The organism is Orrella sp. JC864, assembly GCF_037026685.1.
Taxonomy (GTDB): domain Bacteria; phylum Pseudomonadota; class Gammaproteobacteria; order Burkholderiales; family Burkholderiaceae_B; genus Orrella.
This window is the reverse complement of the sequence record NZ_JBANET010000013.1, coordinates 106,319-131,962: the sequence shown is the minus strand read 5'-3', so window position 1 is coordinate 131,962 and position 25,644 is coordinate 106,319. Positions and strand designations below refer to the sequence as shown.

Sequence of the window (25,644 nt, the reverse complement as noted above, 5' to 3'; positions counted from 1 at the left end):
ATTCAGAACCTCACGGCAAGCTTATTGCCTACGCACGGCGGGCACCAGGGCTTGGCTTTCTTGGGCAGTCAGCTTGCCCAGCCAATCCTCGGCCATTTGCGCGCCCACCTGCTTGAAGCGCTCCAGCAGGGCGGGATCGAGCTCTCGCACCGCCAGGCCGTTGTCTTTGAGCTTGCGAATGCTGGCCGCGTTCTCCTCGGCGCTCATCTGCCAGCCCCGCGCCTCGGCGCGCTCGGCAGCGGCGGTAACGATCTTGCGGGTGCCTTCATCGAGCTGTTCCCAGGCGCGCTTGTTCACCAGGACGAGATTCTGCGGAAACATCGTCGGCACGTCATAGAACACCGACAGGTAATCCCAGGCCTGGGTATCGACCCCGGTGGAGGACGACGTCATCATCGCGTCGACCATGCCTGTCAGAAAGGCCTGGGGCACTTCGACCGCCTGTACCACGGTGGGCACCGCGCCCAATCGCTTGGCGAAGTCAGCAGCCGTTGGCGAGGACGAGCGGAACTTGACGCCTTTCAAGCCGTTGGCCGGGTCCAGTTCCTTCTTGCTGTACAGGCCCTGGGCCGGCCAAACCACCGAGTACAGGATATGCAGGTTCTGCTTTTCCAGCCGCTGGGTTACCAAGGGGCGGACCGCGGCCCACACCGTCTGCGCGTGGGCATGGTCAGCAACCATGAACGGTATGGTGTCGAACTGGTAGAGCGGCGCCTCATTGGCCATGCTGCCGATCAGGATCTCGCCGATCTGCACCTGGCCGGTCTGCACCGCGCGCTTGATCTCGGGCATCTTGATCAGGGCGCCGCCGCTGTGGACGGTGATCTTGAGCTTGCCGTCGGTTTCCTTGGCCACTTCGTCCGCAAACTGCTTGAGGTTGCGGGTGTGGAAGTTGGTGTCGGGATAGGCCGTGGGCATCACCCATGTGGTCTGCGCCATGAGCGGGCCGCCCAACATCATGGCCGTGGCGATCGTTGCAATATGAATCCGCTTCATTGAACCCCCTTGTGTCGGTTTGTTGAATCACTGCATGAATGCGTGGCGATACCGCCGGTACCGCACACGCGTGCGACTGTCCGCCGGTCAAGCCAGCGCAGGCAGGCCTGCTTGCCGCAGCGCCTGGTTCAGCCACGGCGATACCAGTGTGCCCGCGGCTATCTCTTCGAGCCGTTGCCGTTCGCTGTCAAGCTTGGCCTGAGCTGCTGCCAGGACTGCAGGCACCTCGTCGGCCGGAATGACTACGACGCCATCGGCATCGCCCACCACCAGGTCGCCCGCGGTCACCGCTACGCCCCCCACGCTCGCCTGCCCGCCCAATCTCCCCGGCAAGCCCTTGGTCGGTCCGCAAGGATTGGCACCTGCCGCGAAAACGGGAAAGTCCCCTTGCGCCAGGATTTCGGTATCGCGCGAGGCTGCGTCGACCACGAATCCTCCCAGCCCGGCGGCCCGCGCCTGCGACACCATCAGCTCGCCGAACAAGGCGCAGGTCTGATCTGCCTTGCCATCCACCACCAGGACATCGCCAGGCCGGGCAAGGGCCAGGGCAACATGGAACATAAGGTTGTCGCCCGGGCGTACCTCCACGGTAAACGCCGGGCCACATACCTTCATGCCGGCATCGAGTGCCTGGATACGACCATGCAGCGCACCGCGGCGTCCTGCCACATCGCAAAGCACGGCGGATGGAAACTGCCGGGCCCTCTCCACCAGGTCCTCATGTACGCGGGGAAAATCGGCCAGTTCGGAATACGGCTTCATCGGCTATTGCTCCGGTTCTATTACGCGGCTGGCGCCAGTTCCAATGCCTGCGCGGCATGCGCCATGGCCTGGCAGCCCTCGTCTATGGTTTCGAGCGACGTCGCAAAGGACAATCTCAGATACGGCGACATCCCGTAGGACGTCCCGTCCATCAAGGCCACGCCGGCAGCCTCCAGGAAGTAGGCCGCGACGTCCAGATCCGTCTGCAGCCGTTGGCCCTGGGACGTGACCGCACCGATCAAGCCACCGACATGCGGAAAAACGTAGAAGGCACCCTGGGGATTGTCGCAACGCACACCAGGCACCTGGTTCAAGCCCCGTACCAAGCGCTCGCGTCGCTGGCCGAACAGCTGCGCGGCCTCGGCGACGCACTGCTGAGGTCCCTGCAACGCCGCCACGGCCGCCGCCTGCGCCGCTGCGTTGGGGCAGGTCGTGCTCTGCGTGATAAGCAGCGTAATGGCCTTGACCAGTTCGCGCGGCCCTGCGCCGTAGCCGATGCGCCAGCCGGTCATGGCATAGGCCTTGGAGAAACCATTGACCAAAAGCATACGTTCCCGCAGCGCAGGTTCGACTTGCTGGGGCGAAACATGGCGTACGCCGCCGTAGACGAAATGCTCGTAAATCTCGTCCGTCATCAGCCACACGTGCGGATGCCGTAGCAGCACATCGCACAAGGCGCGCAACTCCTCGTGGCTATAGACTGCCCCAGTAGGGTTGTTGGGCGTATTGAGCACGACCCACCGCGTGCGAGGAGTGATCGCGGCAGCCAATTGCGCGGCGGTCAGCTTGAAATGCTGCGCCTGGCCTGCCGGCACCACAACGGGCACCCCGCCACACAGGGCCACCATATCGGGATACGACACCCAGTAAGGCGCGGGGATGACGACCTCGTCGCCCTCGTTCAGCGATGCGGCCAGGGCGTTGAAGATGATCTGCTTGGCGCCGCTGCCGACCACGATCTGCGCCGCGTCGTAGGACAAGCCGTTCTCGCAGGCCAACTTGCCGGCGATCGCTTGCCGCAACTGGGGCGTACCGGCTGGACCGGTGTAGCGGGTATGGCCGTTTGCCAATGCCTGGGCACCGGCCGCAACGATATGCGACGGGGTGGCCAGATCGGGTTCGCCGACGGTGAAATCGATGATCTTGCGGCCTTCGGCGCGCAAGGCATCCACGCGTGCCTTGGCCGAGATACTCGGCGAGGGTTTGATCGAGGCTAGCCGCTGGGCGGTGATGGTGCCGCTGGAGTCACGCATGGCGATGTCAGGTTCCGAAGGCCGGCACTGCACCGGCCACACACAGCCCACATTTTGGCGGGTTCAAAAAGTTCTTTAAAGAGATAAATAATTAAGCAAGAATATTCCTTTCTGAGATATTTTCCGGATGAGATCATGGCGTCGATGAAGCAGCTGGAAGCCCTGGTGGCCTTCGCCGAAGCAGGCACTTTCGAAGCGGCCGGGGCCAGGCTGGGCATCTCGCAGTCCGCCGTGTCGCGGCACGTGCTGGAATTGGAAGCCCAGTTTGCGGACGCTTTGCTGGACCGGCAGCATCGCTCGGCGCGACTGACGCTGCGTGGCCGCGAGGTCCTGCGGCTGGCCCACCAGACTCTGCGCCAGCGCGATGCGCTGGTCGAGCGCATCGCCGATCCCTCCCAAACCATTCACCAGCTTCGCCTGGGTGTCACCGAACTGACTGCCATGACGTGGCTGCCTCGCTTCGTGCATGAATTGCGCGCCGCTGGCACACGCACGACGCTCTCGCTGGAGGTGGCCAACAGTGTGCAACTGCGTGCCTGCGTGGCCTCGGGCAAGCTGGACTTGGCGTTCATCGCCGAGAACGTAGGCTGTGCGGGTCTTGCCAGGCAAAGCCTGGGCCTGACACGCACGGGCTGGTATTGCCAACCGCAGCTGTTGCCGCGTAAACAACAGCCGTTGTCGCCGCAGTTCCTCGCTCGCCATACCCTATTGCTGCAGGATGACCAATCCGGCACCGGACGGCTGATCGCGCAATGGCTGACCGAGCATGGCGTCGTCCCTGGGCAAGTGATCGAATGCGATAGCCTCGCCGCGGCATCGGGCATCGCCGTATCCGGCCTGGGACTGGCCAACCTGCCCACCGCCGTCTCGCGCGGGCTCGTGCGGGCTGGGCTATTGCGCGAGATCATGCTGGAGGCCGCGCTGCCAGTAGCGACCTACATCGCGGTGCATCGCAACGAGGCCGGCACGCCTTTTCTGCAAAGCGTCGTGGCGCTGGCCAGGCAGCATTGCGATTTCGAGCGCCCCTTCCAGGAAACGGCCCCCGCCGCCCCACTCACATGCTGAGCCGCGCACAACTGGAGACCTTCTATTGGGTCGCGCGACTGGGTACGCTGCGCGCAGCGGCCGAAAGGCTGCACGTCACGCAGTCCGCCGTGACCAAGCGGCTACAGGAAGTGGAAAGCCTGGCGGCCGAAGCCCTGTTCGAACACCCGGGCCGCAAGAACACGCTGACACCGGCTGGCCGCCTGCTCTTTCACGAATGCGAGCAGCTGCTTGAAACCCTGGACCGGCTGGACCGATTGAAGTCGCCCGGGATGCCGGCGCGCCTTCAAATCAGCGTGGGACTGACCGAGCTGTCGGTAATGACCTGGTTTCCTGCCTTTCTCGGGGCCGCCCGCCTGCGCTATCCGGACGTGGTCATTCAACCGACGGTGGAAGATTCGTCCACGCTGATACACAAGGCCGAGTCGGGCACACTGGACCTTTGCGTGGTAGCGGAATCGCCCGAATCGCCCGCACTGCACCAGATAGAAATCGGCGCGGCCGAGTTCGGCTGGTTCGCCGCGCCCGGCACCTTCGAGGCCGGACGGATTCATACCTTGCATGCGCTGACCCGGCATACTTTCATTGAGCAGAACTCGCAGTCGATCGTCAACACGCTCTGTGCACAGGTTTATGCCGCCACGGGCGCTCAGCCAGAACGATTGCCAGGGGGCAACAACGTATTCGCCCTGGCCGGTCTGATCAGGGCGCACGGAGGCGTGAGTTGCCTGCCCGTCGCGCTGTTCCGGGAACATGAGGCATCCGGCCGGCTGCAGCGGGTACACACCGATCCGCCGTTACGGCCGGTCCGCTACTACGCCGTCTTTCGCAAGTATCCGCAGACCGCCTGGAACCACGGGCTGGCGGAAATCGCGCGGCAATGCTGCGATTTCGAGACCAGCTAGCCTCAGCATTCCACGATGTTCACCGCCAGCCCGCCGCGCGAAGTCTCCTTGTACTTGGCCATCATGTCGGCGCCGGTCTCGCGCATGGTCTTGATGACCTTGTCCAGGCTGACCAGGTGGTTGCCATCGCCATACAGCGCCATGCGCGCGGCGTTGATCGCCTTGACGGCGGCTACCGCGTTGCGTTCGATGCACGGGATCTGCACCAGCCCGCCCACCGGGTCGCAGGTCAGGCCAAGATGGTGTTCCATGCCGATCTCGGCCGCGTTCTCGACCTGGCGCATGGTGCCGCCCAGCACCGCGCACAGCGCGCCGGCGGCCATCGAACAGGCCACCCCGACCTCGCCCTGGCAGCCCACTTCGGCGCCGGAGATGGAGGCGTTTTCCTTGTAAAGAATGCCGATGGCTGCCGCGGTCAGGAGAAAGTCGTGCACGCCCGGCTGATCGGCGCCCGGCACGAAATTCGTGTAGTAGTGCAGCACCGCCGGTATGACCCCGGCCGCGCCGTTGGTCGGCGCCGTCACCACGCGCCCGCCCGCCGCGTTCTCTTCGTTCACGGCCAAGGCGTACAAGTTGACGTAGTCCATCACCGCCAGCGGGTCGCCCCCATGCGGGCCGCCTTGCGCCTGCAGCCTGCGGTGCAGCGCGGCGGCGCGGCGGCGCACCTTGAAAGGCCCGGGCAGCATGCCTTCCTGGCTGCAGCCGCGCGCCACACAGGCCTGCATGGCTTGCCAGATGCGCGCCAGGCCCGCTTCGGTCTCTTCGTCCGGACGCCAGTGGCGCTCGTTGCGCCGCATGATCTCGGCGATCGAGCAGCCATGCGCCTGGGCCAGGCGCAGCAGCTCCTCGCCGCTGCGAAACGGCAAGGGCAGCTGGCCCATGTCCGGAACGATCTGCTTGCGCGCGGGGCCCGCGCCATCGGGTTCGTCGCGCACGACAAAGCCCCCGCCCACCGAATAATAGGTGCGCGCCATCAGCTCGGCATCCCCGTCGCCATAGGCCACGAAGCGCATGCCGTTGGCGTGCAGCGGCAAGGTCTTCAAGCCGTAGAACAGGATGTCGCGGGCCGGCTCGAAAGGGACTTCGTATTCGCCGGCCAGCACGACGCGCCGGCCGCTGCGCACCGCCTCGAGCATGGCGTCGATGCGCCCGACGTCCACCGTTTCGGGGTCGTGGCCAGCCAGCCCGAGCATCACCGCCTTGTCGGTGCCGTGCCCCTTTCCGGTGGCGCCCAGCGAGCCATACAGTTCGGCCGTCAGGCGCCGCACGCGGCCGGCCGGCTGCTCGCGCGCCAGCGCCTGCGCGAACATGCGGGCCGCGCGCATGGGCCCCACGGTGTGCGAGCTGGAAGGCCCGATGCCGATCTTGAAGATGTCGAAGACGCCGATGGCCACGTGTTCTCCCTAAGATGCGGCGCGCCGGTCAGTCCTGCCGGATGTCGTTGGCCTTGGCGATCGGCGCCAGCTTGGCGGTGTCCTGCTCGATCAGCGTGGCGAACTGGCCGGGGCTGCCGTACTTCGTATTAAAGCCCAGGCCCGCCAGTTTGTCGTGCACCGAGGGGTCGGCCACCGTCTGGGCCAGGGCATCGGTCAGCTTGGCGCGCACGTCATCGGGCAAGCCCTTGGGCGCCACGACCGCCCACCAGGATTCCAGGACGACCGGATAGCCGCTCTCGCTGATGGTCGGCACGTCCGGCAACAGCCCGGCGCGCTCGCTGCCGGTGGTGGCCAGCACCTTGACGCGCCCGCCCTTGGCCGCGGCGGCCGCCGCGGGAACAGAGTCGAATGTCATCGTGATCTGGCCGCCCATCAAGTCTGTCATGGCCGGCGCGCTGCCCTTGTAGGGGATGTGCAGCACATTCACGCCTGCCGCGCGCCACAACATCTCGGCGGCGAAGTGCACGGTGGAGCCGGCGCCGTGCGAACCGTAGGAATATTTGGCCGGCTCGGCCTTGATCGCCTCGATCAGCGCCTTGACGTCGTTGACCGGCAGGGCGGTATTGGCAACCAGCGCCAGCGCGCTGCTGCCCACGATGCCGATGGGGTCGAAGTCCGTCAAGGGCGCATAGGGCAGCTTGCTGTAGATAATGGGATTGACGGCAAAGGTCGTGGCCGAGCCCAGCAGCAGGGTATAGCCGTCGGGAGTGGACTTGGCCGCATTGTCGGCGCCGATGATGGTGGCCGCGCCGGCCTTGTAGTCCATGACGATGGGCTGGCCCAGGACGGCCCCCAGGCGCTCGCCGACCACCCGCGCCACCGTGTCGGCCAGGCCGCCGGCCGGGAACGGCACCACCAGCCGGATAGGACGCTCCGGATAGGCGGCGGCTGTCGCGCTTGCCGCCAGCAGCGCGGCGCCCGCGGCCGACAGGACGATCTTCTTCAATCTGCAATACATGGTTTCCCCTTTCGTGACATAGGTGGGTCAGGCCGCCAGGTAGCGTTCCACCAGGCGTTTCCAATAGGCCGCGCCGATGGCGATGTTCGCGTCGTCGAACTCGTAGCGCGGGTGATGCAGGGCCGGGCTATGCAACCCGTTGCCGATACGGATCAGGCAGCCGGGACGCGCCTGCAGCATGTAGGCGAAGTCCTCGCTGCCCATGATGGGCGCGGCGTCGGCCTGCACAGCGTCGGCGCCGGCGACATCGCGGGCCGCCTGCACGGCCAGCGCCGTCTGCCCCGGGTCGTTGACCAGCACGGGATAGCCCATTACGTAATCGAGCTGGACGGCGGCACCGTAGCTTTGCGCCTGCGCCGCCACGGTCGCCTCGATCCGCGCCCGCAGCAGCGCGCGCACCGCGGGATCGAAGGAGCGCACGCTAAGTTCGAGCTCCGCCCTATCGGGAATGACGTTGTAGACATGCCCGGCAGCCAGCCGCCCTACCGACACCACGGCCGCCTGGGCCGGATCGATATTGCGCGACACCACCGATTGCAGGCTCATCACGATGGCTGCGGCCACCAGGCCGGCATCGATGCACAGATGCGGGCGGGCGGCATGGCCCGCGCGTCCCTGCACGACGACGCGCACCTTGTCGCTGGCCGACATGAAAGGCCCGGGGCGGCACATGAAGTGTCCCACCGGCAAGCCCGGGTGATTGTGCATGGCGAACACCGCATCGGCCGGGAAACGCTCGAACAGGCCCTCCTGGAGCATGCGTTGCGCCCCGCTGTCCTCGCCGCGCTCTTCGGCAGGCTGGAAGACCACGTGCACGGTGCCCGCAAAACGCCCCTGGCGGGCAAGCAAGGCGGCACCGGCCAGCAGCATGGCGGTATGGCCGTCGTGGCCGCAGGCGTGCATGCGTCCGGGCGCCGCGCTGGCATGGCCCGCGTCATTTTCCTCCTGGATGGGCAGCGCATCCATGTCGGCCCGCAAGGCGATGCTGCGGGTGCCGCCCGGGCGCGACAGCGTACCCACCACGCCCGTTCCCGCGATGCCGGTCTGGACCGAATAGCCCAGCCCGCGCAGCGTCCGGGCCACGATGGCGGCGGTGCGATGCTCCTCGAATGCCAGCTCCGGATGCGCATGCAGGTCGCGGCGCAGGGCGGCAAACTCCTCGGCGGATGCGTGCGCGTCGTGCATGGCCGGATCGCTCAAGCCCCGGCCTGCGCGCCGCGGCGAAACTGCACGATGCGATTGAAATCTTCGCCATCGGCCAGCGCGGCGGCGCTCTCGCGCCACAGGGCGAACACTTCGCGGGTGACCGGCACATCGACCGCCAGCTTCTCGCACAGGGATGCGGCCAAGGCCACGTCCTTGCGCATGAGCTGCATGGTGAAGCCCGAGTCGAAACCGCCGGTGAGGATGCGCTTGGGATAGTTGAACTCGGTCACGCCGCTGCGGCCCGAGCCGGCGTTGATGGCATCGAGCAGCTGTCCGGTCTGCACGCCAGCCGCCTCGGCCAGCCGGAACGCCTCGCCTGCCGTGAGCAGTTGCGCGGCCGTCAGCAGGTTGTTCACGATCTTGGCGATATTGCCGGCGCCCGTATCGCCGATATGGAACAGCTTGCTGCCCATGGCCGCCAGCACCGGCCGGACGGCCTCGATATGCTCGGCCTGTCCGCCCAGGAACATCGTCAGCTCGCCGCGCAGCGCACCGCCCGGCCCGCCGCTGACCGGCGCATCGATCAACACGGCGCCGCGCTGGCGCGCCAGCACGGCCAACTCCCGCGTGACGTCGGGATCGGCGGTAGTCGTGTCGATCACGGCCACTCCCGGCCGCGCCAGCGCAAGAATGCCCTGCTCGCCGGCCATCACCTCCCTGACGACGGCCGAAGTCGGCAGCGACAGCACGATGGTCCGGCAAGCGGCCGCCAGCTGGGGCAGATCGCCGGCCAGCGTCACGCCTTCCTGCCTGGCCCGCTGCGCCACGGCCGGGCTGCGGTCCAGGCCCAGCACTGCAAAGCCGGCGCGAAGCAGCGACAACGCCATGCCGCGGCCCATGTTGCCCAGTCCGATCACGCCTATCGGCTGTTTGTCACTCATGGCAAGACACCCTCGAAAAAAGATTGAATCAGGCGCCGGGCGCCGTAGGCACCCACACGCTCTTGGTCTGGGTGTACTCGTACAAGGCTTCGATGCCGCTGGAGCGCCCGTAGCCGCTGCTGTCCACGCCGCCGAAAGGCGTGGATACGTGCATGTCGCGGTACATGTTGATCCAGAAGAGGCCCGCCCGCACCGCGGCGGCTACCCGGTGCGCCCGCGCGACGTCCCGCGTCCACACCGCACCGGCCAGCCCGAACTCGCTGTCGTTGGCCTGGGCGATGGCGTCGGCCTCGTCCTCGAAGGCGATGGCCGCGAGCACCGGCCCGAAGACCTCCTCGCGGGCGATGCGCATGCGGTTGTTCACGTGCCTGAGCACCGTCGGCCCCAGCAGGAAACCCGCCTGCCCGGACGGGCTGGCCTGGCCATAGGCCAGTTCGGCGCCTTCGCGCAGGCCCAGCTGGATCATGTCCCATACCCGGCGGTACTGCGCAGCGTTGTTGATGGGCCCGCTGTCTGCCGACTCGTCCAGGGGCAGGCCGATGCGGTACCGGGCGGCCTCGCGCACCACACGCTGCACGAACGCGTCGTAGATCCCGCGCTGCACCAGCAGCCGCGAGCCGGCCACGCAGTTCTGCCCCGTGTTGGAAAAAGCGGCCACGACCGCCATCCGGGCGGCCGCGTCCAGATCCGCGTCCGCGAACACGATGTTGGCCGACTTGCCGCCCAGCTCCAGCAGGCAAGGAATAGGCCGCCGCGCGGCGGCCTGGCTGACGCGCCGGCCGGTCTGGGTCGAACCGACGAACACCACCTTTTTGACGAGCGGATCGGCGATGGCCGCATCGCCCACCGTCTGCCCCAGGCCGGCCACCACGTTGAGCACGCCCGCCGGCAGGCCCGCCTCGGTGGCCAGGCGCCCCAGGGCCAGCGTCGTCAGCGGCGTCAGTTCGGACGGCTTGATCAGCACCGCGTTGCCCATCGCCAGCGCCGGCGCGGCGTTCCAGGCCGCAAGGTACAAAGGCGAATTCCAGGGCATGATCTGGAACACCACGCCCAGCGGTTCGCGCAGCGTGTAGTTCAACTGCCCGCCCGGCACCGGAATCACGCTGCCGCCGAACTTGTCGGTCCAGCCCGAGTAGTAGCGGAATATCTCGGCGACCGCGCCCAGCTGGGCCCTGCACCCCTTGATGGCCTTGCCCGAGGAGATCGCCTCCAGCGTGGCCAGCGACTCGGCGTTGGCCTTGATGAGCTCGCCCAGCGCGGCCAGCAGTTCGCCGCGCCGCTGCGCCGGCAGCGCGGCCCAGGCTGCCTGGCCGCGCGCGCACGATTGCAGCGCCTGGCCGACGAGCTCGGGCGAGGCATCCCGATAGCGCAGCAGTTCGCCGCCGTCGCCCGGATACACCAACGCCAGCTCGGTGCTGCCGCCGCCGGCCACGGCCTGGCCGGCTACCCATGCGCCGATCGAGGCGGCCGGGCCGACATGGCGCTCGCACAAGGCCAGCAGGCGCTCCCGGACGCCGGCTTGGCTGACGGAAGATCGTGACATCGCGGCTCAGGCCTTGCCCGCTTGGGCGTCGATTTCGGCGAAGGTCTGGCGCGCGATACGCGTGGCGTCGCTGCCGGTAGGAATGCCGCGGTATAGGGCCACCTGCAGGAAGACCTCGCCGATCTCCTCGCGGCTCATGCCGTTGTTCAGGGCTGCACGAATGTGGGTCTTGAGCTCGCCGGGCCGGTTGTCGCTGGAGAGGATGGCCAGGTTCACGATGCTGCGCGCGCGGCGGTCCAGGCCGGGACGCGCCCAGATGTCGCCCCAGAGATTCCTGATGGCGAATTCGCGCAGCGGTTCGCTGAAGGCATCGGTATTGGCGCTAGAGGCCGCGACGTACTCGGGCCCCAGCACTTCGGTGCGGATTTGTTCGCCCAGGGCGAAACGGTCGACGGTCATAAGGCTTTCCACGCTTGAAGAGTCAGTGGGCGCAGTCTAGAAGCCGGCAACCGAGTGCACAAGATACTATAATTGTTATATTGATTACTTTCTATACTCCCAATGACCCTCCAGCAACTGCGCGCCTTCGTGCAGGTCGTCGAGCACGGCAGCATTCGCGCCGCCGCCCGGCACCTGGGCATGGAGCAAAGCGGGCTGACCCAGCAGATCAAGCGCCTGGAAGAAAGCCTGGGCGCGCAACTGTTCCTGCGGGCGGCCAAGGGCATCACGCTGACCGCGTCGGGCGCGCAGCTGCTCGGGCGCGCACGCATCATCCTGGGCGAATGCGAACGGGCCGAACAGATCTTTCGCCACCTGCACGGCGAGTTGGCCGGCACGATCAACGTCGGGGCTTCCTCGGAGATCTTTGCGCGCCTGCTGGCGCCGGTATTGCAGCAGTTCCGCGCCCGCCACCCGCGCGTATCGGTGCACATCAGCGCAGGCCCGTCCACCGTGCTGCTGTCGGCGCTGCGCGAGGGCAAGCTGGACTTCGCGCTGACGCTGGTCTCCAGCGGCACCGACACGGGGGATTTCCGCTGTACCGTGCTCGCCGAATCCGAGCCCTGCGTGCTGTGCCGCAAGGGACATCCCTTGCGCGCCGCCCGCTCGCTGCATCAACTGCGCCAAGCCGAGTGGGTCAATACCAGTCCGTTCGGACGCATCGGCACGCCATCGAACCGGCTGGCCGACTGGTTCGCCCGCAACGGCCTGGGCACCCCCAGGATGGTGGGCAGCGTGGAATCGCTTTTCGACACGCTGGACCTGATATCGACGTCCGACTACCTGTTCCTGGCCCCGCGCGTGATCCTGGACAAGCTGTCGCTGGCCCGCCACCTGGAGAGCATCGTCGTGCAAGAACCCATACCAGGCGCGGACATGTGCCTGCTGGAGCGGGCCACGGTCGAACTGGCGCCGGCCCCGCGCGCGTTCGTGCAACTGCTGCTGTCGCACGCGCAGCGCCGCTAGCGGTGCCGGCCGTCCCTACTTGCGCGCACGCGGCCCTTGCGCAGGCGCCGCACGATAGACAGCCCTGGCTTGCTCGCAGATCTCGTGGAACGTCGACACCACGAGCCGGGCCCAGGTTCGAGCGGCCAACGTGGGCGCTGGCGACATCATATTGATGGCTGCGTGACCCCTGGCCTGGCGCCGCTGCCAGGCCGGGCCGGGCGATGCTTTAGAACGGGATATCGTCGTCCATGTCCGCCAGGTTGGTCGCGTTGTGCGCGGGCTGGGCGGCGGGGCGGGGGGCCTGCTGCTGGGGGCGGGGCGCGCGCGGCGCCGATTCGCCGCCGTAGCCGCCACCGCCGTAGCCGCCGCCTTCGCCGCCTTCGCCGCGGCCACCCAGCATCTGCATCTGGTCGGCGACGATTTCAGTGGTGTAGCGCTCGATGTTTTCCTTGTCGGTCCACTTGCGGGTCTTCAGGCGGCCCTCGACGTAGACCGAGCGGCCCTTCTTGAGGTATTCGCCGGCGATCTCGGCCAGGCGGTTGTAGAACACGACGCGGTGCCATTCGGTTTCTTCGCGCTTCTCGCCGCTGTTCTTGTCCTTCCACTGGCTGGTGGTGGCGATGGAAACGTTGCAGATCGCGGAGCCTTCGGGGCTGTAGCGGACTTCGGGGTCGCGCCCCAGGTTGCCCACGATGATGACCTTGTTGACGGATGCCATGGCGATCTCCTGATTGGTGCCATGCGGGCCGCGCCAGGTTGGGCCGCCGCCGCCATGGGACACCTTGACGATGAAAAAGCGGGCGGGCGCTTTTCGCGCCCGCGAAGGCTCGTATTATCGGCGATATCGCGGCATGCTCAAACCCGCGGGCGGATGGGAATGTCCGCCCGGCAAGGCGGCCGGCATGCCGGGGACGCCCCCCGCCCGTGCCCGATCCGGCCCTTAATCGGGCCGGCGCACCGTCCAGGCCACCGCCAGCCAGGCGGCCGACAGCGCCGCCGCCATCCAGAACACGCCGTCGGGCCCGTGGCGCGTGGCCAGCCACCCGCCCAGCATGCCGCCCAGGAACAGGCCCGCCGCCTGGGCGGTGTTGTACACCCCCAGCGCCAGCCCCTTGAACTCGGGCGGCGCGGCACGCGAGACCAGCGAAGGCTGCAGCGCCTCCAGGATGTTGAACACGACAAAAAAGCCGGTCAGCGCCAGCGCCAGGGCGGCAAAGCCCCCGCTGGCCCAGGGCAGCAGCAGGCATACGGCCAGCAGCCCGGCCACGGCCGCGCGCAGCGCCTGGCCGTGCGCGCGGCGCTTCTCGGTCAGGAAGATGGCCGGCACCATCAGCACGAAGGAGCCGAAGATCACCGGCAGGTAGACCTGCCACAGCGCCGAGGCGGCCAGCCCGCCGCTGCGCGCCAGCAGGCCTGGCACCACCACGAACAGCGCCACCTGGATCAGGTGCAGGCAGAACACCCCGAAATTGAGCCGCAGCAGCCCGGGATGGCGCAGCACGTCGGCCATGCGGGCGCGGTTCATGGACGGCTCGCCGCGCGGCACCACCGGCACGCGGAACCAGGCCACCGCCATGCTGGCCACGCCCAGGCAGGCGATGGTCCAGAACAGCCCCGGCAGGCCGCCCCAGCCCACCAGCAGCGGGGCCAGCAGCAGCGACAGGGCGAAGGACAGGCCGATCGAGGCGCCCACCATGGCCATGGCCCGGGTGCGCACCTCGGGCCGGGTGGCGTCGGCCAGCCAGGCCGTGACGGCCGCCGAGATCGCGCCGGCGCCCTGGATGGCGCGGCCCACGGTGATCCAGAACACGTCGTCGGCCAGCGCGCACACCACGCTGCCGGCCACGAACAGCACCAGCCCGGCCATCACCACCGGCCGGCGGCCCCAGCGGTCGGAAGCCAGGCCGAAGGGAATCTGCATGAAGGCCTGGGTCAGGCCGTACATGCCCAGGGCCAGGCCCACGCGCGCCGGGTCGTCGCCGCCAGGCAGCCCGGCGGCGGCCACGGCAAAGACCGGCAGCAGCAGGAACAGGCCCAGCATGCGGCAGGCGAACAGGCCCGCCAGCGCCACGCTGGCACGCCGCTCGTCGGCGGTCATCCTGGGAAGAGAGGGATCCGGCATCGAATAATGTTGTTCTGCGGCGCCCGGGCGGGCTGCGTCGGGGTCAAGGAATGCAAGGCCCGGCGCCCGGGGGCATCGCCGGCCAGGCGGCGGCGCCCGGACTGGCCCGGCGCGCTATAGTACCAAGTTGCCCTTGGAAACCGCTTGAGCCGCCGATGGATGAAATCCGCATCAGGGGTGCCCGCACCCACAACCTCAAGAACGTGTCGCTGGACCTGCCGCGGCACCGCCTGGTGGTGGTCACCGGCCTGTCCGGTTCGGGCAAGTCCTCGCTGGCCTTCGATACGCTGTATGCCGAGGGCCAGCGGCGCTACGTCGAAAGCCTGTCGGCCTACGCGCGGCAGTTCCTGCAGCTGATGGACAAGCCCGACGTGGACCTGATCGAAGGCCTGTCGCCGGCCATCTCCATCGAGCAGAAGGCCGCCGGCCACAACCCGCGCTCGACGGTGGGCACCATCACCGAGATCCACGACTACCTGCGCCTGCTGTATGCCCGGGTGGGCACGCCCTATTGCCCCGAGCACGGCCTGCCGCTGCAGGCGCAAAGCGTCAGCCAGATGGTCGACGCGGTGCTGGCCTGGGCGCCCGATACGCGCCTGGCCATCCTGGCGCCGCTGGCGCGCGCGCGCAAGGGCAGCTTCGAGGAAGAATGCGCCAGCCTGCAGGCGCAGGGCTTCGTGCGGCTGCGCGTGGACGGCAGGATGGTCGAGATCGACTCGCTGCCCGAGCTCAAGAAAAACGAGAAGCACGACATCGACGTGGTGGTGGACCGGCTGCGCGTACGGCCGGAGAGCAAGCAGCGCCTGGCCGAAAGCTTCGAGACGGCGCTGGGCCTGGCCGAGGGCCGCATCATCGCGCTGGACATGGATGGCGGCAACGAGCAGATGTTCTCCAGCCGCTATGCCTGTCCGGTCTGCAGCCACGGCCTGCCCGAGCTGGAGCCGCGCCTGTTCAGCTTCAACAATCCGGTCGGGGCCTGTCCCAGCTGCGACGGCATCGGGCAGGTGGGCTTTTTCGATCCCAAGCGCGTGGTGGCCTTTCCCGAGCTGAGCCTGGCCTCGGGCGCCATCCGCGGCTGGGACAAGCGCAACGCCTTCACCCATTCGCTGCTGACCAGCCTGGCCGCGCACTACGGCTATGACATCGAGACCCCGTTCGAACAGTTGCCCGAAGCGACCCAGCGCATCGTGCTGTACGGCTCGGGCGAAGAAGAAATCCCTTTCTTCTACGTCAACGAAAAAGGCCGCAGCTCGGTCAAGCGCCACGCCTTCGAGGGCGTGATTCCCAACCTGGAGCGGCGCTGGCGCGAAACCGATTCGGGGGCGGTGCGCGAAGAGCTGGGCAAGTACCGCGCCATCAAGACCTGCCCCGAGTGCGGCGGCTCGCGCCTGCGCGCCGAGGCGCGGCACGTGCGCATCGGCAACGACAGGCCCGATGCCCACGTGCCGCGCGCGCAGCTGGCCGCGCCCGGCAGCCTGGCCGAGCACACCGCCCGCAGCAAGGAGACCGGCCTGGCCATCTACGAGGTCGAGGCCATGCCGCTGTCGGACTGCCTGCAGTGGTTCCGCAACCTGGCGCTGACCGGTTCGCGCCAGGAAATCGCCCAGCGCATCGTGCGCGAGATCGAGGCGCGGCTGGAGTTCCTCAACAACGTGGGCCTGAACTACCTGTCGCTGGACCGCAGCGCCGACACCATCTCGGGCGGCGAGGCGCAGCGCATCCGGCTGGCCAGCCAGATCGGCTCGGGCCTGACCGGCGTGATGTACGTGCTGGACGAGCCGTCCATCGGCCTGCACCAGCGCGACAACGACAGGCTGATCGGCACGCTCAAGCACCTGCGCGACCTGGGCAACAGCGTCATCGTGGTCGAGCACGACGAGGACATGATCCGCGAGGCCGACTGGGTGGTGGACATGGGCCCGGGCGCGGGCGAGCACGGCGGGCAGGTGGTGGCCAGCGGCACGCCGGCGCAGGTGCAGGACCATCCCGATTCGCTGACCGGCCAGTTCCTGAGCGGGCGGCGCGCCATCGCGGTGCCCGCCCGCCGCGCGCTGGCCCCCGGCCAGGCGTGGCTGACGCTGCAGGGCTGCACCGGCAACAACCTGAAATCGGTGGACCTGCGCATCCCGGCCGGCAAGCTGGTGTGCATCAGCGGCGTATCGGGCTCGGGCAAGTCCACCCTCGTCAACGACACGCTGGCCGTGGCCGTCTCGCGCGCGCTGCACAATGCGCAGGCCGAGCCCGCGCCCTATGCCGCGCTGGAAGGCCTGGAGCACTTCGACAAGATCATCAGCGTGGACCAGAGCCCCATCGGCCGCACGCCGCGCAGCAACCCGGCCACCTACACGGGGCTGTTCACGCCGATCCGCGAACTGTTCGCCGGCGTGCCCGAGGCCCGCGCGCGCGGCTACGACCCGGGCCGCTTCAGCTTCAACGTCAAGGGCGGACGCTGCGAAGCCTGCCAGGGCGACGGCGTGGTCAAGGTCGAGATGCACTTCCTGCCCGACATGTACGTGCCCTGCGACGTCTGCCACGGCAAGCGCTACAACCGCGAGACGCTGGAGATCCGCTACCGCGGGCGCAACATCAGCGAGGTGCTGGACCTGACCGTGGAGCAGGCGCTGGAGTATTTCGAATCGGTGCCGGCCATCGCGCGCAAGCTGCAGACCCTGGTGGACGTGGGCCTGTCCTACGTGCGGCTGGGCCAGAGCGCCACCACGCTATCGGGCGGCGAGGCCCAGCGCGTCAAGCTGTCTCTGGAGCTGTCGCGCCGCAGCACCGGCCGCACGCTGTACATCCTGGACGAACCCACCACCGGCCTGCACTTCGCCGACATCGAGCTGCTCTTGCGCGTGCTCAACCAGCTGGTCGAGGCGGGCAATACCGTGGTGGTCATCGAACACAACCTGGACGTGATCAAGACCGCCGACTGGGTGGTGGACATGGGCCCGGAAGGCGGCGGCGGGGGCGGGCGCATCGTGGCGCAGGGCACGCCGGAGGAGGTGGCCGCCTCGCCCGAGAGCCACACCGGCCGCTACCTGGGCCGGGTGCTGGGCCGCAAGCGCGCCAAGGCGCGCTGAAGACGCGCCGGCCGCGGTGCTATAAATGGGGTCTTGCTGCGCCGCAATAGGGCGGCGCGCGCCGCGCCGGCGAGGCCGCCATGTACACCCTGATCATCGCCAACAAGAACTACTCGTCCTGGTCCATGCGCCCGTGGCTTGCCCTGCGCACCGCGGGCATCGCCTTCCAGGAGCGCAAGCTCGGCCTGTTCACCCCTTCCTTCCAGAAAGAGGTCAGCAGCGTCAGCCCGGCCGGCCTGGTCCCGGTGCTGCTGGACGGCAAGTTCGCGGTGTGGGATTCGCTGGCCATCTGCGAATACGTGGCCGAACGCCATCCCGCCGCGCAGCTGTGGCCCGCCGACCTGCGCGCCCGCGCCCGGGCGCGCTCGCTGGCCGCGCAGATGCATGGCGGCTTCGGGCACCTGCGCCGCGAGCTGCCCATGAACATCGAAGCCCAGCTGCCCGGCATCGCCATCGGCGAAGAGGCGCGCCAGGACATCAGCCGCATCCAGGCCACCTGGCACGACACGCGTGCCGAGTTCGGCCAGGGCGGACCCTTCCTGTTCGGGCGCTTTTCCATCGCCGACGCCTTCTACGCGCCGGTGGTCAGCCGTTTCATCACCTACGGGGTGGCCGCGGCCGGCGCGGTGCGCGACTACATGGACGCGGTGGCCGCGCTGCCGGCTTTCGAGCAATGGTGCCGGGAGGCCCGCGCCGAAGGCGTGTTCGTGCCCGAAGACGAACCCTACCGTACGCATCGATAGGGCCGCAAAGCAGCCCCTGCCTTTGCGCCCTTATCGCACCAGCCCCGCCCGCCGCAGCACGTCGGCCGCCTGCGCATTGCAGCTGACGGGCTGGCCGGCCTGCAGCGTGCAGACCTTGGCGCCGTCCTGGTCCCATACCGTGTACAGCTTGCCCGGCGCCTGGTCGCGCCCCGGCAGGTGGCGTCCATCCCATTTGCCCCAGCTCACCTGCGTCTGCGGCTCGGCCGCGCACGGGCGGCCGAGCTGCTGGTCGCAGGCGGCGAAGGCCTGGCGCAGCGCGTCCAGTTCGGTGGGATAGCCGCACACCATGCCCTGGGCGGGCTGCGGCTCGGCCCGGGCCTGCACCGCGGCCACCCAGTTGCCGGCGCACAGGGCCAGCACCGTCACCGAGGGATCGGTGCCGGGCCGGCCCTGGCCGCGGTAGCTGCGTACCAGCTCGGCGATGTCGTCCTGCTTGAGCGTATCGACGAAGGACAATTGGCAGTTGCCCGCCGGCTCGCAGACCTGCACGATCGCCAGCCGGCTGGGGCCTTCGATGTTGCCGTGCACCGTCATGGGGGTGCCGGTGGGGCCGGGCGGCAGCGGCTGGCCGGTCTGGGCCAGCGCGGCAAGGCCTGGCGCGCCGGCCAGGGCCAGCAGCGCGCCTGCCCGGACCAGGCGGCGCGCGGCGGATGCGGATCGGATGTGCGGCATGCGGTCTCCTTAAGGCAAGGACGTGGCGCCGGCACCCGATCGCCTAGGGCTCTTCCATGTCGAAGATCCGCTTGTGCTCGCGGATGGCGTAGCGGTCGGTCATGCCGGCGATGTAGTCGGCGATGGCGCGGGCCTGTTCGGTATGCCCCATCCGCCGGTAGTCGGGCGGCAGCAGCCTGGGCTCGTCCTGGAACGCCGAGAACAACTCCCGAACGATACGCCTGGCCTTGTTCGTCATGCGCATCACTTTGTAATGGCGGTACAGCCGCTCGAACAGGAAACGCTTGAGCGCCTCGGCCTGGCGCCGCACCGGCTCGGAAAAGCCCGCCAGAGCAGGGGCCTGGCGCACCTCGTCCACGCTGCGCGGATCGTGCTCGGCGATGCGCGCGGCGGTGGTGGCGGTCAGGTCGGTGATCAGCGTGTTGATCATGCGCCGGATGGTCTCGGACGTGGTGCGCCGCGGCGCCAGCCCCGGATACTCGCGCAGCACCGCGTCATGGTGCACGGCGAACAGCTCGACCTCGCGCAGGTCCTGCACCGTCAGCAGCCCCGAGCGCAGGCCGTCGTCGATGTCGTGGTTGTTGTAGGCGATCTCGTCGGCCAGGTTCGCCAGCTGGGCCTCCAGCGAGGGCCGGGTGCGCTCCAGGAAACGCCGCCCCACCTCGCCCAGCTGGCGCGCGTGCGCGGCCGAACAGTGCTTGAGGATGCCCTCGCGGGTCTCGAAGCACAGGTTCAGGCCATTGAAGGCGGCATAGCGCTCTTCCAGCTCGTCCACCACCCGCAGGCTCTGCAGGTTGTGCTCGAAGCCGCCGGCCTGCGGCGCGCGCTCGCGCATGCAGGCGTTCAGCTCGTCCTGGCCGGCATGGCCGAAGGGAGTGTGGCCCAGGTCGTGCGCCAGCGCGATGGCCTCGATCAGGTCCTCGTTAAGACGCAGGCTGCGCGCCAGCGTGCGGGCGATCTGCGCGACCTCCAGGCTGTGCGTCAGGCGCGTGCGGAACAGGTCGCCTTCGTGGTTGATGAAAACCTGGGTCTTGTATTCGAGCCGGCGAAACGCGTTGGCATGCACGATGCGGTCGCGGTCGCGCTGGAACTCGCTGCGGTTGGCCGGCGCCGGCTCGGCATGGCGCCGGCCGCGCGTGCGGGCCGGGTCGCAGGCATAGGGAGCCAGGCCCGTGGCGGAAGAAGGGGTGCGTAGGGGGCTGCGCGTCGCGGTCATGGTGATTCCTGGTCCGGGTCGGGGCATGGCGCGGGCGGCAGGACCATTCAGGCCGAGGCCGCCGCCGGCTCGGTGGTGCGGGCCAGCACTGCCCGCACCGCCGGCTCGGGCGCCGGCGCGGTCACGGCGCGGCCGATTTCGGGCAGCAGCACGAAGCGGATCTCGCCCCCCTCGGCCTTCTTGTCCACCCGCATCAGCGCCAGGCATCGATCGGCGCCCAGGTCCGGCGAGACGGTGGGGCAGCCGATGGCGCGCACCAGCGCGCGCACCCGTTCGACCTCGCTGCGCGGCAGGCCGGCCACGTCGGCCGACAGTTCGGCGGCCTGCACCATGCCGCAGCCCACCGCTTCGCCGTGCAGCCACTGCCCGTAGCCCAGGCCGGCCTCGATCGCGTGGCCGAAGGTGTGGCCCAGGTTGAGCACGGCGCGCAGCCCGGCCTCGCGCTCGTCCTGCGACACCACGTGGGCCTTGAGCTCGCAGGAACGGCCGATGGCGTAGCGCAGGGCCTGCGGATCGAGCGCGCGCAGCGCGGCGGCGTTGGCCTCGCACCAGGCGAAGAAGTCCGCGTCCAGGATGAGCCCGTACTTGATCACCTCGGCCAGGCCGGCCGAGATCTCGCGCGCGGGCAGGGTGCGCAGCACGTCGGTGTCGATCTCCACGGCCACCGGCTGGTGGAAGGCCCCCACCATGTTCTTGCCCAGCGGGTGGTTGATGCCGGTCTTGCCGCCCACCGAGGAATCGACCTGCGCCAGCAGCGTGGTGGGCACCTGCACGAAACGGATGCCGCGCATGTAGGTGGCCGCGGCAAAGCCGCACATGTCGCCGATGACCCCGCCGCCCAGCGCCACCAGCACGCTCTTGCGGTCAAAGCGCTGGGCCAGCAGCGCATCGAAGATCCGGTTCAGGGTCTGCCAGTCCTTGTGCGCCTCGCCGTCGGGCAGCTCGATGCGCACCACGCGCCGCCCGTGCGCCTGCAGCGCGGCCTCGGCCCGCTGCCCGTACAAGGCGGCCACCGTGGGATTGGTGACCAGGCCCACGGCGGTGGCGTTGGCCGGGATGGATTCGGCCAGGCGGTCCAGCCGGCCGGGCGCGATGCGGATGGGGTAGCGCCCTCCGGGCGTATCGACGTCGACGACGGTCATGTCTGTTTCTCGCAGGATTGCAGCAAGGGAACGATGGCCTTGACCACGGTGTTCACGGGCATGCTGCCGGTCTCCACGGTGATGTCGGCCACTTCCTGGTAAAGCGGCTCGCGCGCGGTCAGCAGGGCGCGCAGCGTGCCGCGCGGGTCGGCCGTGGCCAGCAGCGGGCGGTTGCGGTCGCGCGCGGTGCGGCGAAACAGCTCGTCCACGCTGGCGCGCAGGTAGATGACGATGCCGTGGGCCTTGAGCGCCGCGCGGTTCTCCGGGGCCAGCACGGCGCCCCCGCCCGTGGCCATGACGATGTTGCGCCGCTGGGCGCAGTACAGCAGCGCCGCCGACTCGCGCCGGCGAAAGCCGGCCTCGCCCTCGATTTCGAAGATAGTAGGCACCCGCACTCCGCAACGGGCCTCCAGCTCGTGGTCCAGGTCGAGGAAATCGCGGCACAGCACCCGGGCCAGGCCCCGCCCGATGGTGGTCTTGCCCGCGCCCATCATGCCCACCAGGAACACCGGCGTGTCGTGCCCCAGCAGGCCGCGCGGGGCGCATGCGGACGCCAGGGCCGGTCCGCCCTGCGATGAAAAGCTGGAATTCGCGTTCATTTCGGCATTATCCCATTGCGGGCAGTTGCCGGGGCGCTACACTGCACGATTCGGTTACAGAAACTTGGCGGCCGGCCGCATGTCTATAGGCCCGTACCTTTAAAATCGCTGCCGATGAGCAAATCCCCCTCCTCCCGTTCCCGGCGCGCCTCGGGCGAGCAGCCGGCCCCGGCCACGGGCTCGCGCCTGGGCCGTTTCCTGATCAAGACCAGCATCCTCTTGGCGGGCCTGGGCCTGTGCGGCGTGCTGCTGGTGGGCATGGCGCTGGCGCTTGCCTGGCCGAACCTGCCCGACCTGAACGCCATGACCGACTACCGGCCGCGGGTGCCCCTGCGCGTCTATACCTCGGACAACGTGCTCATCGGCGAATTCGGCGAAGAGCGCCGCAACGTGCTGCGCTTTAACGAGATCCCCGACGTGATGAAATCGGCGGTGCTGGCGGCCGAGGACGACCGCTTCTACCAGCACGGCGGCATCGACTGGATGGGCGTGGTGCGGGCCGGCCTGGCCAACCTGATGAGCATGTCCAAGAGCCAGGGCGCCAGCACCATCACCATGCAGGTGGCGCGCAACTTCTATCTTTCCTCCGAAAAGACCTATTCGCGCAAGTTCTACGAACTGCTGCTCACCTTCAAGATCGAATCGCAGCTGAGCAAGGACCAGATCCTCGAGCTGTACATGAACCAGATCTACCTGGGCCACCGCGCCTACGGCTTTGCCGCGGCCTCGCGCCGCTATTTCGGCAAGCCGCTGTCGGAGATCTCGGTGGCCGAGGCCGCCATGCTGGCCGGCGTGCCCAAGGCGCCCTCGCGCTTCAATCCCATCGCCAACATGCCGCGCGCCACGCTGCGCCAGCATTACGTGCTGGGCCGCATGCTGTCGCTGGGCTACCTGACCGAGGAAGAATACAAGCAGGCCATGGCCGAGCCCATCGTGCTGCGCTCGCGCGAGCAGGGCGCGCCCACCGGCGGCTACGCCATCCACGGCGAATACGTCGCCGAGCTGGCGCGCCAGCTGCTCTACGGCGTCTACCAGGACAACGTCTATTCGCGGGGGTTGAACATCTACACCACGGTCTCCTCCAAGGACCAGGAGGCCGCCTACCGGGCGCTGCGCAACGGCGTGCTGGACTACACGCGCCGCGCCCCCTATCCCGGCCCCGAAGAGCAGCTGGACCTGCCGGCCGGCATCGAGAACGACCAGGCCCGCTTCGACGATTTCCTCGATGCGGTGTTCGAGAAGTACCCCGACAGCGGCGACCTGCTGACCGGCGTGGTGCTCTCGGCCAGCCCCACCGAGATCAAGGTGGCGCGCAGCTCCAGCGAGATCTTCACCATCAACGACAAGAAGGCCATCGCCATCGTCGCGCGCGCGCTCAACGACAAGGCCAAGCCCGAGGCGCGCCTGCGCCGCGGCTCGGTGGTCTATCTGCACAAGAACGGCGAGACCTGGGAAGTGCTGAACATGCCTTCGGTGCAGGCCGCGTTCGTGTCGGTCTCGCCGCAGGACGGCGCCATCCGCGCCATGGTGGGGGGCTTTGACTTCAACCGCGGCAATTTCAACCGCGTCACGCAGGCCTGGCGCCAGCCCGGTTCGAGCTTCAAGCCGTTCATCTACGCCGCCGCCCTCGAGCGCGGCCTGACGCCGGCCACGCAGATCTCGGACATGCCCTTCCAGCAGACCGCCGAGCAGACCGGCTCGCGCGCCTGGGCGCCCAAGAACTACGGCGGCACCTACGAGCCCATGCTGACCATGCGCCAGGCGCTGTACAAGTCCAAGAACATGGTCTCGATCCGCATCCTGCAGGCCATCACGCCGCAGTACGCGCAGGACTACGTCACCCGCTTCGGCTTCGACAAGTCGCGCCAGCCGCCGGTGCTGCCGATGGCGCTGGGCGCCGGTTCGGTCACGCCGCTGCAGCTGGCCGGCGCCTATTCGGTGTTCGCCAACGGCGGCTACCGCATCACGCCCTACCTGATCGACCGGGTCACCGACAGCACCGGCAAGGTCATCATGCAATCACGCCCCACCGTGGCGGGCGACGCCGCCGCGCGCGCCATCGACCCGCGCACCGCCTACGTCATGGACGACATGCTGCGCGGGGTGGCCACCTCCGGCACGGCCGCGCGCGCCCGCGCGCTGCTCAAGCGCGGCGACATCGCCGGCAAGACCGGCACCACCAACGAGTCGGTGGACGCCTGGTTCGCCGGCTACACGCCGGCGCTGGTGGGCATCGCCTGGCTCGGCCACGACCAGCCCCGCTCGCTGGGCTCGCGCGAGACCGGCGGGGGCGCGGCCATGCCCATCTGGGTGGACTACATGCGCTCCGCGCTGGCCGGCGTGCCCGAGCAGCCGCGCAACCGTCCCGACGGGCTGATCACCGAGGGCGGCGACCTGTACTTTTCCGAGTTCCCGCCCGGCCAGGCCGTGGCGCGGGTCGGGCTGCCCGAGCCCGATTCGCTGGGCGAGTTCCTGAGCAATCTCATCGGCGGCTCGAACGACGTGCCGCTCGAGCAGGAGCTCAACAACAATCCCTGGAACGGGAACCTGGTGCCGCACTAGCCGGACCGCGGCGCAAGCACGCCGCCTGCGTGCGTGCGCCGGCATGCTGGGTAGAATGCAGCACGCGCCATCGCCGGCGTTTCCCCGCTACCCATTCCATGAGCAAACGGCTGACCAGCCACGACATCGCCAGACTGGCCGGGCTTTCCCAAAGCACCGTCTCGCGCGTGCTGCGCAAGCATCCCTCGGTGCGGCCGGCCACGCGCGAGCGGGTGATGGCGGTCATCGACAAGCACGAATACCTGCCCAGCGCCGCGGCGCGGCTCATGAAGACCAACCGCAGCGGCACCATCGCGGTGGTCGTAGAGAACCTGGCCAATCCGCTCTACCCGCTGCTGCTGCAGCAGCTGGTGGACCGCCTGTCGCAGCAAGGCCTGCGCGCCACCGTGTGGGAGCTCGACGGCCCCATGGACGAGGCCACCACCCGCAGCATCGCCCAAAGCCCGGTGGACGGCGTGATCTTCGCCACGGCCACGGACGATACCCTGCCGCAGCTCGAACGTATCGCCGCCGACAAGCCCGTGATCCTGATCAACCGCAGCGTGCGCACCCAGGCTTTTGATACCGTGGTCAGCGACAACGCGGCCGGCGGGGCCGCGGTGGCCCGCTATTTCCTGTCGGCCGGGCGGCGCAGGCTCGGGCTGCTGTCCTCGCGCTCGCCGGCCAGCACCATCCGCGAGCGCGAAGAAGGGTTCCTGGCGGCGCTGGCCGGCCAGGGCGCGGCCCAGGCCTGCACCCGGGGCCCGCTGGCTTTCGGCGCCTTCAGCTACGACAGCGGGCACCGCGCCATCCAGGCCCTGCTGGCCGAGGATCCCGCCATCGACAGCGTCTTCTGCACCAACGACATCATCGCCATCGGCGCGCTCGACGGCGCCAGGGCGCTGGGCCGGCGCGTGCCCGAAGACCTGTGGCTGGTGGGCTACGACGATATTCCCATGGCCCGCTGGGATTGCATCGCGCTGAGCACGGTACGCCAGCCTCTTGCCGAAATGAGCGCGGCGGCGGTCGAGCGGCTGCTGGCGCGCATCGCCGATCCCTCGCTGGCGCCGCGCCGCTGGCTGCTGCCCAACGAGCTGCTGCTGCGCCGCACCACCAACTAGCAGGATTTTCCCGTGGC

General features: G+C 68.7%; 22 protein-coding genes. 7 read left to right on the top strand and 15 right to left on the bottom strand.

Annotated elements, in window-relative coordinates:
• Nucleotides 1-21: 21 nt before the first annotated feature.
• The 3 genes from V8Z80_RS13480 to V8Z80_RS13470 form a co-directional block, all read right to left on the bottom strand.
• On the bottom strand, nt 22-939 hold the full coding sequence (locus tag V8Z80_RS13480; RefSeq protein WP_336062345.1) for a TRAP transporter substrate-binding protein: 918 nt from the start codon (nt 937-939) through the stop codon (nt 22-24).
• Nucleotides 940-1,083: 144 nt separating this feature from the next.
• Nucleotides 1,084-1,758, bottom strand: a complete 675-nt coding sequence (locus tag V8Z80_RS13475; protein WP_336062344.1) for an RraA family protein — start codon at nt 1,756-1,758, stop codon at nt 1,084-1,086.
• Nucleotides 1,759-1,778: 20 nt separating this feature from the next.
• Nucleotides 1,779-3,011, bottom strand: a complete 1,233-nt coding sequence (locus V8Z80_RS13470; protein ID WP_336062343.1) for a pyridoxal phosphate-dependent aminotransferase — start codon at nt 3,009-3,011, stop codon at nt 1,779-1,781.
• Between the two features lie 135 nt (nt 3,012-3,146).
• Here V8Z80_RS13470 and V8Z80_RS13465 point away from each other — a divergent pair, with 135 nt between their 5' ends.
• Nucleotides 3,147-4,076 (top strand): LysR family transcriptional regulator, encoded by a 930-nt coding sequence (locus tag V8Z80_RS13465; RefSeq protein WP_336062342.1) that lies wholly within the window; start codon nt 3,147-3,149, stop codon nt 4,074-4,076.
• The gene (locus V8Z80_RS13460; protein ID WP_336062341.1) at nt 4,070-4,960 is read left to right on the top strand and encodes a LysR family transcriptional regulator; all 891 of its coding nucleotides are present in this window, start codon (nt 4,070-4,072) and stop codon (nt 4,958-4,960) included. Before V8Z80_RS13465 ends, V8Z80_RS13460 begins: the two co-directional genes overlap by 7 nt.
• A 2-nt stretch (nt 4,961-4,962) precedes the next feature.
• On the opposite strand, the gene V8Z80_RS13455 is transcribed toward V8Z80_RS13460, so the two are convergent.
• From V8Z80_RS13455 to V8Z80_RS13430, 6 genes are read right to left on the bottom strand one after another with little or no spacing between them, the layout of a single operon-like run.
• Nucleotides 4,963-6,354, bottom strand: coding sequence for an L-serine ammonia-lyase (locus V8Z80_RS13455; protein ID WP_336062340.1), 1,392 nt, complete (start codon nt 6,352-6,354; stop codon nt 4,963-4,965).
• Between the two features lie 28 nt (nt 6,355-6,382).
• Entirely contained in the window at nt 6,383-7,354 is a 972-nt protein-coding gene (locus V8Z80_RS13450) for a Bug family tripartite tricarboxylate transporter substrate binding protein (RefSeq protein ID WP_155195091.1), read from the bottom strand.
• 27 nt (nt 7,355-7,381) lie between these two features.
• Entirely contained in the window at nt 7,382-8,554 is a 1,173-nt protein-coding gene (locus V8Z80_RS13445) for a M20 aminoacylase family protein (protein WP_336062339.1), read from the bottom strand.
• Nucleotides 8,551-9,441 carry an NAD(P)-dependent oxidoreductase gene (locus tag V8Z80_RS13440; RefSeq protein ID WP_155195092.1) on the bottom strand — a complete coding sequence of 297 codons (891 nt, stop codon included), beginning with the start codon at nt 9,439-9,441 and terminating at the stop codon, nt 8,551-8,553. Before V8Z80_RS13440 ends, V8Z80_RS13445 begins: the two co-directional genes overlap by 4 nt.
• 28 nt (nt 9,442-9,469) lie before the next feature.
• Nucleotides 9,470-10,984, bottom strand: a complete 1,515-nt coding sequence (locus V8Z80_RS13435; protein WP_336062338.1) for an aldehyde dehydrogenase family protein — start codon at nt 10,982-10,984, stop codon at nt 9,470-9,472.
• 6 nt (nt 10,985-10,990) lie between these two features.
• Complete coding sequence (locus tag V8Z80_RS13430; protein ID WP_155195094.1) at nt 10,991-11,383, bottom strand: carboxymuconolactone decarboxylase family protein; 393 nt, start codon at nt 11,381-11,383, stop codon at nt 10,991-10,993.
• A 102-nt stretch (nt 11,384-11,485) separates the two neighbouring features.
• On the opposite strand from V8Z80_RS13430, the gene V8Z80_RS13425 reads away from it, so the two are divergent.
• A complete protein-coding gene (locus V8Z80_RS13425; protein WP_155195095.1) occupies nt 11,486-12,388 on the top strand; it encodes a LysR substrate-binding domain-containing protein in 903 nt (300 codons plus the stop codon).
• Between the two features lie 208 nt (nt 12,389-12,596).
• Here the strand turns inward: V8Z80_RS13425 and ssb are convergent, their stop codons facing one another.
• Complete coding sequence (gene ssb, locus V8Z80_RS13420; RefSeq protein ID WP_155195096.1) at nt 12,597-13,088, bottom strand: single-stranded DNA-binding protein; 492 nt, start codon at nt 13,086-13,088, stop codon at nt 12,597-12,599.
• Between the two features lie 222 nt (nt 13,089-13,310).
• Nucleotides 13,311-14,468, bottom strand: coding sequence for an MFS transporter (locus V8Z80_RS13415; RefSeq protein WP_442951975.1), 1,158 nt, complete (start codon nt 14,466-14,468; stop codon nt 13,311-13,313).
• Between the two features lie 179 nt (nt 14,469-14,647).
• Here V8Z80_RS13415 and uvrA point away from each other — a divergent pair, with 179 nt between their 5' ends.
• Nucleotides 14,648-17,572, top strand: a complete 2,925-nt coding sequence (uvrA, locus tag V8Z80_RS13410; protein ID WP_155195098.1) for an excinuclease ABC subunit UvrA — start codon at nt 14,648-14,650, stop codon at nt 17,570-17,572.
• An 80-nt stretch (nt 17,573-17,652) separates the two neighbouring features.
• Nucleotides 17,653-18,315: a glutathione S-transferase family protein gene (locus tag V8Z80_RS13405; RefSeq protein ID WP_336062337.1), complete on the top strand. Its 663-nt coding sequence runs from the start codon at nt 17,653-17,655 to the stop codon at nt 18,313-18,315.
• A 30-nt stretch (nt 18,316-18,345) separates the two neighbouring features.
• On the opposite strand, the gene V8Z80_RS13400 is transcribed toward V8Z80_RS13405, so the two are convergent.
• From V8Z80_RS13400 to V8Z80_RS13385, 4 genes are read right to left on the bottom strand one after another with little or no spacing between them, the layout of a single operon-like run.
• Entirely contained in the window at nt 18,346-19,008 is a 663-nt protein-coding gene (locus V8Z80_RS13400) for a hypothetical protein (RefSeq protein WP_336062336.1), read from the bottom strand.
• A gap of 43 nt (nt 19,009-19,051) precedes the next feature.
• Complete coding sequence (locus V8Z80_RS13395) at nt 19,052-20,224, bottom strand: deoxyguanosinetriphosphate triphosphohydrolase (RefSeq protein WP_336062335.1); 1,173 nt, start codon at nt 20,222-20,224, stop codon at nt 19,052-19,054.
• A gap of 47 nt (nt 20,225-20,271) precedes the next feature.
• On the bottom strand, nt 20,272-21,366 hold the full coding sequence (gene aroB, locus V8Z80_RS13390) for a 3-dehydroquinate synthase (protein WP_336062334.1): 1,095 nt from the start codon (nt 21,364-21,366) through the stop codon (nt 20,272-20,274).
• On the bottom strand, nt 21,363-21,965 hold the full coding sequence (locus V8Z80_RS13385; protein WP_442951974.1) for a shikimate kinase: 603 nt from the start codon (nt 21,963-21,965) through the stop codon (nt 21,363-21,365). The genes aroB and V8Z80_RS13385 overlap by 4 nt, the downstream gene beginning before the upstream one ends.
• 114 nt (nt 21,966-22,079) lie before the next feature.
• Between V8Z80_RS13385 and V8Z80_RS13380 the strand changes: the two genes are divergently transcribed.
• A complete protein-coding gene (locus V8Z80_RS13380) occupies nt 22,080-24,527 on the top strand; it encodes a penicillin-binding protein 1A (protein ID WP_336062333.1) in 2,448 nt (815 codons plus the stop codon).
• Nucleotides 24,528-24,625: 98 nt separating this feature from the next.
• A complete protein-coding gene (locus tag V8Z80_RS13375; RefSeq protein ID WP_336062332.1) occupies nt 24,626-25,627 on the top strand; it encodes a LacI family DNA-binding transcriptional regulator in 1,002 nt (333 codons plus the stop codon).
• Nucleotides 25,628-25,644 lie beyond the last annotated feature (17 nt).

What these genes read in the sequence shown, in the direction of transcription:
- V8Z80_RS13480 (WP_336062345.1), bottom strand. Translation starts at nt 939, where the DNA reads ATGGCGCAGACCACATGGGTGATGCCCACGGCCTATCCCGACACCAAC.
- V8Z80_RS13475 (WP_336062344.1), bottom strand. Translation starts at nt 1,758, where the DNA reads ATGAAGCCGTATTCCGAACTGGCCGATTTTCCCCGCGTACATGAGGAC.
- V8Z80_RS13470 (WP_336062343.1), bottom strand. Translation starts at nt 3,011, where the DNA reads ATGCGTGACTCCAGCGGCACCATCACCGCCCAGCGGCTAGCCTCGATC.
- V8Z80_RS13465 (WP_336062342.1), top strand. Translation starts at nt 3,147, where the DNA reads ATGGCGTCGATGAAGCAGCTGGAAGCCCTGGTGGCCTTCGCCGAAGCA.
- V8Z80_RS13460 (WP_336062341.1), top strand. Translation starts at nt 4,070, where the DNA reads ATGCTGAGCCGCGCACAACTGGAGACCTTCTATTGGGTCGCGCGACTG.
- V8Z80_RS13450 (WP_155195091.1), bottom strand. Translation starts at nt 7,354, where the DNA reads ATGTATTGCAGATTGAAGAAGATCGTCCTGTCGGCCGCGGGCGCCGCG.
- V8Z80_RS13440 (WP_155195092.1), bottom strand. Translation starts at nt 9,441, where the DNA reads ATGAGTGACAAACAGCCGATAGGCGTGATCGGACTGGGCAACATGGGC.
- V8Z80_RS13435 (WP_336062338.1), bottom strand. Translation starts at nt 10,984, where the DNA reads ATGTCACGATCTTCCGTCAGCCAAGCCGGCGTCCGGGAGCGCCTGCTG.
- V8Z80_RS13430 (WP_155195094.1), bottom strand. Translation starts at nt 11,383, where the DNA reads ATGACCGTCGACCGTTTCGCCCTGGGCGAACAAATCCGCACCGAAGTG.
- V8Z80_RS13425 (WP_155195095.1), top strand. Translation starts at nt 11,486, where the DNA reads ATGACCCTCCAGCAACTGCGCGCCTTCGTGCAGGTCGTCGAGCACGGC.
- ssb (WP_155195096.1), bottom strand. Translation starts at nt 13,088, where the DNA reads ATGGCATCCGTCAACAAGGTCATCATCGTGGGCAACCTGGGGCGCGAC.
- V8Z80_RS13415 (WP_442951975.1), bottom strand. Translation starts at nt 14,468, where the DNA reads ATGACCGCCGACGAGCGGCGTGCCAGCGTGGCGCTGGCGGGCCTGTTC.
- uvrA (WP_155195098.1), top strand. Translation starts at nt 14,648, where the DNA reads ATGGATGAAATCCGCATCAGGGGTGCCCGCACCCACAACCTCAAGAAC.
- V8Z80_RS13405 (WP_336062337.1), top strand. Translation starts at nt 17,653, where the DNA reads ATGTACACCCTGATCATCGCCAACAAGAACTACTCGTCCTGGTCCATG.
- V8Z80_RS13400 (WP_336062336.1), bottom strand. Translation starts at nt 19,008, where the DNA reads ATGCCGCACATCCGATCCGCATCCGCCGCGCGCCGCCTGGTCCGGGCA.
- V8Z80_RS13395 (WP_336062335.1), bottom strand. Translation starts at nt 20,224, where the DNA reads ATGACCGCGACGCGCAGCCCCCTACGCACCCCTTCTTCCGCCACGGGC.
- aroB (WP_336062334.1), bottom strand. Translation starts at nt 21,366, where the DNA reads ATGACCGTCGTCGACGTCGATACGCCCGGAGGGCGCTACCCCATCCGC.
- V8Z80_RS13385 (WP_442951974.1), bottom strand. Translation starts at nt 21,965, where the DNA reads ATGAACGCGAATTCCAGCTTTTCATCGCAGGGCGGACCGGCCCTGGCG.
- V8Z80_RS13380 (WP_336062333.1), top strand. Translation starts at nt 22,080, where the DNA reads ATGAGCAAATCCCCCTCCTCCCGTTCCCGGCGCGCCTCGGGCGAGCAG.
- V8Z80_RS13375 (WP_336062332.1), top strand. Translation starts at nt 24,626, where the DNA reads ATGAGCAAACGGCTGACCAGCCACGACATCGCCAGACTGGCCGGGCTT.